4 protein-coding genes and 1 pseudogene are annotated in these 6083 nt (G+C 57.9%); 3 read left to right on the forward strand and 2 right to left on the reverse strand.

Features of this window, described 5'->3' with window-relative positions; translation table 11 throughout:
- Positions 1 to 654: 654 nt before the first annotated feature.
- Positions 655 to 939, forward strand: a complete 285-nt coding sequence (locus AC066S_RS38295; protein WP_126262213.1) for a hypothetical protein — start codon at positions 655 to 657, stop codon at positions 937 to 939.
- 790 nt (positions 940 to 1729) lie between these two features.
- Positions 1730 to 2020, forward strand: a complete 291-nt coding sequence (locus AC066S_RS38300) for a DUF3892 domain-containing protein (protein WP_126262211.1) — start codon at positions 1730 to 1732, stop codon at positions 2018 to 2020.
- Positions 2021 to 2569: 549 nt separating this feature from the next.
- Here the strand turns inward: AC066S_RS38300 and AC066S_RS38305 are convergent.
- Together AC066S_RS38305 and AC066S_RS38310 are read right to left on the reverse strand one after the other, a co-directional pair.
- Complete coding sequence (locus AC066S_RS38305; RefSeq protein WP_126262210.1) at positions 2570 to 2773, reverse strand: cold-shock protein; 204 nt, start codon at positions 2771 to 2773, stop codon at positions 2570 to 2572.
- Between the two features lie 1508 nt (positions 2774 to 4281).
- Positions 4282 to 4797: an IS110 family transposase gene (locus AC066S_RS38310; RefSeq protein ID WP_164719162.1), complete on the reverse strand. Its 516-nt coding sequence runs from the start codon at positions 4795 to 4797 to the stop codon at positions 4282 to 4284.
- Positions 4798 to 4917: 120 nt separating this feature from the next.
- On the opposite strand from AC066S_RS38310, the pseudogene AC066S_RS38315 reads away from it, so the two are divergent.
- Positions 4918 to 5758, forward strand: a pseudogene (locus AC066S_RS38315) (IS110 family RNA-guided transposase); the annotation flags it as partial.
- Between the last annotated feature and the right edge of the window lie 325 nt (positions 5759 to 6083).

Consider the following 6083-nt stretch of genomic DNA (forward strand, 5'->3'; position numbering starts at 1 on the left):
CGTCACCGGCGAGCGACAACACGCCTCAAGCACCTTGCGATCTTTCCGCGAAAGGTGGACTTCTCTTGCTTCGGGGATCATCCATATCTTGAATCACGACTCACGATCCAAGGATAGTGGGTACTAGGTTAGCAAACTAGAGTGCATTCCCGACTCCGCAGCCAGCCGCGTTGGTTTGATAATGCGACCGTGCGCGTGAGATAAACTGCCGAAACTAGTGGGTCACGCAGGCACACGCGCTGGGGGTGGCTTCTGAGCGAGTGCCAGGCGGAGCCTCTCCCTCAGAAGAACTATCTCCGCATCATCTCTGCATCTATGCGTAGGGCCTTCGACTTGGTCGTCGTGCAGTTTGAAGAGGTGGCAACTAAGGGACGCTTTGCCACTGGGACAAGTCTGTCGGGATATCCATCTTCGCGGGATCTCCAGCCCAGGGCCAATGGCATCTCCCGCTCGCTAATTCTTCTGCCGCTATGACTGGCGAGATGTGCTCACCTAAAACCTGGCCATCAAACAGGAGAGCGCATCCTCCCGGCACGACAATGATCTCGGCTAACCCGTCGCATGTTTCGTAACTCCACTTCATAGCCAGCTACCGGGGCTATTCCAACACACCCAGTCATTCAGGGGTTTCAGCTCTTGCATGAGGCAGCCGGGATGCTGATGAACGCCGTAGGCTCTCCCCGCCAGCGCGATTATTCCTTTTGGGAAAAGCGCGAGTCTGACATCTGGGCCGACCTTGAGGATGATCCGGTGGGGTCTAAGATTAAAGAAGCAATCGAATTGGCGGACACCGCAGGGAGCCGCGGTGGAAGCGGCGTCGCAACCGAAGCTAACGCCGCCGGATGCCACGCGTTGCTGCTCCGTCATCGCGTTGCTGAGCCTGTTGAGAGGCCCGCCCGTCTCCCCAGCGGATCGCTCGATGCGGCCTCCCCCGGCTGACCAAAAGCCCGGTCCAAATACTGGCGATGGTTTGTCCCGTCGATCATCCCCGTTCATTCGGACCCATAGTAGAAGTTAGCGGCACGTGGCCCGGCGCTTTAAAGTGGACCGATGAGCGCTGTCCTTGCTACGCACAGCTAACTTCACCACGGTGAGCCTCAAGAAGAAGCTGACCGGCGGATGTATCGTTCGGCGAACGCCCTAGCACAACTACCAGAACTGGTCGTAGCCAGTGATTGATCAATCTCACACCGCAAGCATCGCGGGCGCACCGCGCTTGCGAAAGTCTCACAGGCATCCCACCCGAACCGGTTGGCACTCACGCGATCCCCCTAGAAGATCGCGTATGCGTGCAGCGATCTTCCGTGCCTCCTTCGGCCCGAGATTGGGTTTCATGCAATCAAGTATGTCTACCATTGCCTGAGCCTCCTCCGCATTAAATGTTGCAACTTGGCGATCTGATAGATTCAGAGACGGATCGGCCGCCCGAGCCTGATTGGCTGCAAGCACCGCGAGCGCTTGCGACCGCAGGGACGTGATGTGCCGCTGGAATACGTGCATCGGTTGGCCCGTACTGCCCTATGGATTTGAGCCGCTAACTTCGGTGGCCAGCCCGTCCTCGAAGACTGAGGCTGGCCACCTTCGCTCCTGAGAGGCTCAGATTCTCAAGGGCGCGATCAAGGAGTATCGCTGAGAAGGACTGGAAGCACCTACCTGAATTGGCGGCCGGTCGAATTGACTGCCCCGGTCTAAGCTAGTGCCTCAGGCTTGCAATTTGGGAGAGACTCAAATGGCCAAACGCGCACGCATTCGTTACGCCAACAAGACGGACAGAAAGAATCCTCACGAAAGAATAACACATGTCGGCGGAGTAAACCCCGATGGAAAGCCGTGGAAGCGATCCATCGACCAGGTTGTCAAAGATATCGAGAGCGGCGAATGGGAGTTCTATGTCGAAGAAAATGGACGCAGGGTTGGTGTGGTTTGGGCCACGCACAACGGGCACAAATACATCAAGACGACGGCCGACGACGTTCAACCAGACAATGTTCTCCCGCTTCTAGCCGAGTGCCCCGGATGATCTTTGTCTCAGTGAACGTAAACAGCGCGGTGGCAACTCGGCGCCGGTCAGCTGGGATGGATCGGATGCTGTCCCTATCGCGCCCGCGCTGCCGGAGAAGTTAGCGGCAGCGTGGCTCGGCGCCAAAAAGCCCCACGGATACACGGGGCTGCGCTGTCCCTGCAACGCACCGCTAACTTCAACACGGCCAGCCTTCCATCTGGTAGCAAAACTGACCGCGGTCGCCCACCGCGGGAGAGCCTAGCCCACAGGGTGCCACCAAGTTGTATCGGCGAAAAGCCTGTCTGGCACCCACCAGAATCGGTCGGTCACGCTCCATTCGAGCAAGGGCTTTTATGCAGCGACGCACGGGCGACGCCGGACATTGGACGCCGCGAGTCCGCCCGCTACATCGGCTAGGACCACCAAGTTCGACAAAATGGTCTTGGACGCCCGCATGCCTCGCCCTATCGGGTCGAGGCGCGCGCCATTTGGGACAGGTTCAAACTCGACGCGGCGTTCTCGGACTCGGCCGATGAAAACGCCGCGAACCCACGGATGCTGGGCGCATCACCCGACTCGTAGATTTTCCGCCGATTCTTTACCGCGATTTGAAACGACGTCGAAGCTGACTTTGGCGCCCTCGGCGAGAGAGGTGAAGCCAGCTTTCTCGACTGCCGAGATATGGACGAACACATCCTTGCCGCCGTTGTCAGGTTGAATAAATCCATATCCCTTTGTCGGGTGGAACCACTTTACTGTTCCCATAGCCACTTAACTTCTCCATTTTTGAAAAACGAAAACTAGTGCGCGAATTCCGACAAAGAATGGCTGGCGCCAGGCTTTGCGTCTGGCACCCTCGGCGATCTCGTCATGATCGAGGTCCTCGCGGGATACCGATAGGTTCAACGGGTTGAGCTGGATCGATGCGTCGGCCACGTCGGGTCCTCATAGGAGCGTTTGCTGGAATTCTCCGCGGGCACGGCTGTACTAATGTCCACTGGCGTCTGGCTTCTTACGCATAAGCCGTACGGCTAGCATAAGCGAAGAAAACGCAGCACGGACTGCAGATTAGCAGTTTCCAGGAGTGCTGATCACCACAAGGCATGAACTTGTGTCGTTCGGCGAACGACGGCCGTCGGGCGTGCACCGGGCTGGCAATTAGTAGGCTAGGTCATGGATTGGCTGGACTTTCTTCGGACAAGCATATCGAAAAAGGAGCTGCCAACCTACGTCTATGGTTATCCTTCCAAGCGAGCGTATCGGGCTTCTCCGCAGCCACTCCGCATTACTGGTGTGGTTGAGCAGGCTACGCCATTAAAATGGAAGAATTACAGGCGCTGGTATAGCCGAATTGCCACACGTACAAACCTTCCGCGCGCCTGCACTTACTTTGGCGCTGCCTTACACAAACACTCGATTACGATGACAGCCTCCTTTCGGATGGGACAGCCATCATGCGGTACAGAGTGTTTGTAGTGGACAGCAGGCGGCGAGTGATCTGCGCCGCGAAGCTCGACTGCATCGACGAGCAGACTGCGAGATGTCGAGCCGAGCAAATGTGCGGGGAGCACGACGTTGAGCTTTGGGAAGGAGATCGGCTCGTCGCCGTTTTTCGAGGCGTAACATCGAATGAAAATCCAGGTGACCGCTCCTAAATTGAGGGGCAGTCTCGCCGCCAACTAACGCGGGCACTCATTGCGCGGCCGACCGACTGATGTCCGGTCAACCCCAACTTTCTCGCAATCGCGGTTAATGAACGTCTCGGTCCAACTCTCGCAGCAGTCGATGAAGGATGAAGGAAGTCGCTGGCGTGATTATTTTGTGCGCCGCCCTCCAGGATCTGAGCGAGTAGTGACACTATGTTGCCAACGGCCTCAGGGCCAATCAGCTCGGTTCGTGATGACCACAACTCCAACAGCCGGTCGGGAATATGGTCGCTCGATCCAAATAGTTTGAGGAGTCGGCCTTCGGCGACAGCGTTATGATCATGGTGGGCCTTGACCGCATAAAAAGCGAACAAGCCTCGAAAGGCGTCACGGGAAACGGAAGACTTAGCCATCGCAATGTCCCCACAGAAACCTTCAAATGAATCTGCGAAATGTAGAGCTGAAAGGAAGCTACTCCCTCGAAATCCTCACACGAAGAAGATTCTACAGCAGACCAGGAAAAAGCGGCAAGCTCATAATCCATGTTAGATGTGGCTCGCATAGTCAGCGAGATGATTGGTCCCACGGCTGGGGTCGACATCAACAGCTTGGCCTTGGCATCCAGCAGGGACATCACCCGCACCCGCTTGCCGAAGCCGTTGAACTCGCGAAGCAGCACTGTGTGAACCGCAAGCGTCGCTGCGGCGATGGCGTCCAGAGCCGGATGACCAGCTCGTTGATCCGTGCCGCAAAGCCGCGCTTCGTCGTCTTGCCGACCTTCAACCCGAAGCCTCGCAAGATCCCCCGCAAGCTGTTCTCGACGTCCTGCAGCTTGCTCTGGATCAGCTTGCGCGCGGTCAGCATTGCCCGCGTCTCCTGCGCGCTCATCGACTTGCAATGCACCGGCCGGAAGCAGCCGAGCCGCATCAACTGCGCGATGTTGCGGGCGTCGTTGTGGTCCGACTTCACCGGCATCGCCTTGTAGGCATCTCGCATGTGACGCGTCTCCAGAAGCTCAACCCCAAGACCAGCCTGCTTCATCGCCGCGTAGAGCCACTGCGACAGCGGCCCTGCCTCCAGCCTGATCCTGGCGAGATCGAACCCGAACGAACGGAACCGGTCGATCAGCGCCTCCGGTTCGTTGGCCACCTTCACCTCCCGACAATCTTGCCGTTCGCATCGACAACACACACGCTGGAGCATTCCAATGACACGTCGATTCCGGCATAATGGTCCATGGTCGTCTCTCCTCGATGCTTGGAGCAAGGCCTATGGTATGAACTCCGCAGGGTTGAGCTTCCGGTGGTCTGCATCGACGCTCGGCATGCGCACGCAGCTTTGTCGGTCCGAATGAACAAGAGCGATCGGAATGATGCGCGAGGCCTTGCCGAACTGGTGCGGGTTGGAGGGTATCGAGAGGTCAAAGTCAAAAGTGAGGAAAGCCAGAAGATCCGAGCGATCCTTGTCGCCAGATCTCGGCTAGTGTCCATGCGCCGAGACATCGAGAACCAGGTTCGCAGCTTGATCAAGGAATGTGGATTGCTATTCCCTCGCGCGATCGGCCAACAGTTCCGCAACCAGGTCAGCGAACTCTTGGGCGTCGATCATTTGCTTCTCAGCGTGATATCGCCGCTGCTCTCGATCCATGAGAACGTTTGTCAACAACAAGGTAAGCTCGACAACGAGGTCCGCCGGTTGGCAAAGCTGGACGAGACGACGCGTCGCCTGATGACGGTCCCGGGGGTCGGTGTCGTGACGGCCCTAACGTTCCGCCACACGATCGATGACCCCTCGCGCTTCCGATCGGCTTCGACGGTCGGCGCCTACCTAGGCCTTACGCCGAGGCGCAGCCAATCCGGCGAAACCGACACCAACGGAAAGATATCTCGATGGGGCAACCGGCTTCTCCGAACTTACTTGTTCGAGGCCGCCACTGTCCTTCTTTATCGAACCAAAAAGTTCTTCCCTAAAGGCCTGGGGCATGAAGCTCGCCAAGCGGATCGGCATGAAGAAGGCAAAGGTCGCCATCGCCCGAAAGATCGCCGTAATCCTCCACTGCATCTGGGTCGCTGGCACATCGTTCGAGCGGGGCCCGCCGAAGCCAATCTGATATTTGCTCGCAAGTTCCTGGTCCGGTCCGCCGGACTGGCGATGTCCCGCTGGGACGGTGGTCGTGGTGACCTCGGTCAATCGGCTGCTGGCGGTTCGCCCGCACTCCGCTGCAAACGTTGAGGCGCCCGATCTGGACATCATCATGAGGCGCTCGCGCCCTCGGAAAGGACCATGACCCCAGCTACGACATTAACCCGTCGACCGTGAAGAACGTTGATCATGAGGTCTGTTGACGGGATGACCAGGCGCCGGCGAACAGGAAGGCGCAGCAGATCCGGACAAACAAAGTCGTGAGCCAGAGGATCAGAATCCGGAAGTTGTAG

The sequence above is a fragment of the Bradyrhizobium sp. CFUWI genome, assembly GCF_056429085.1.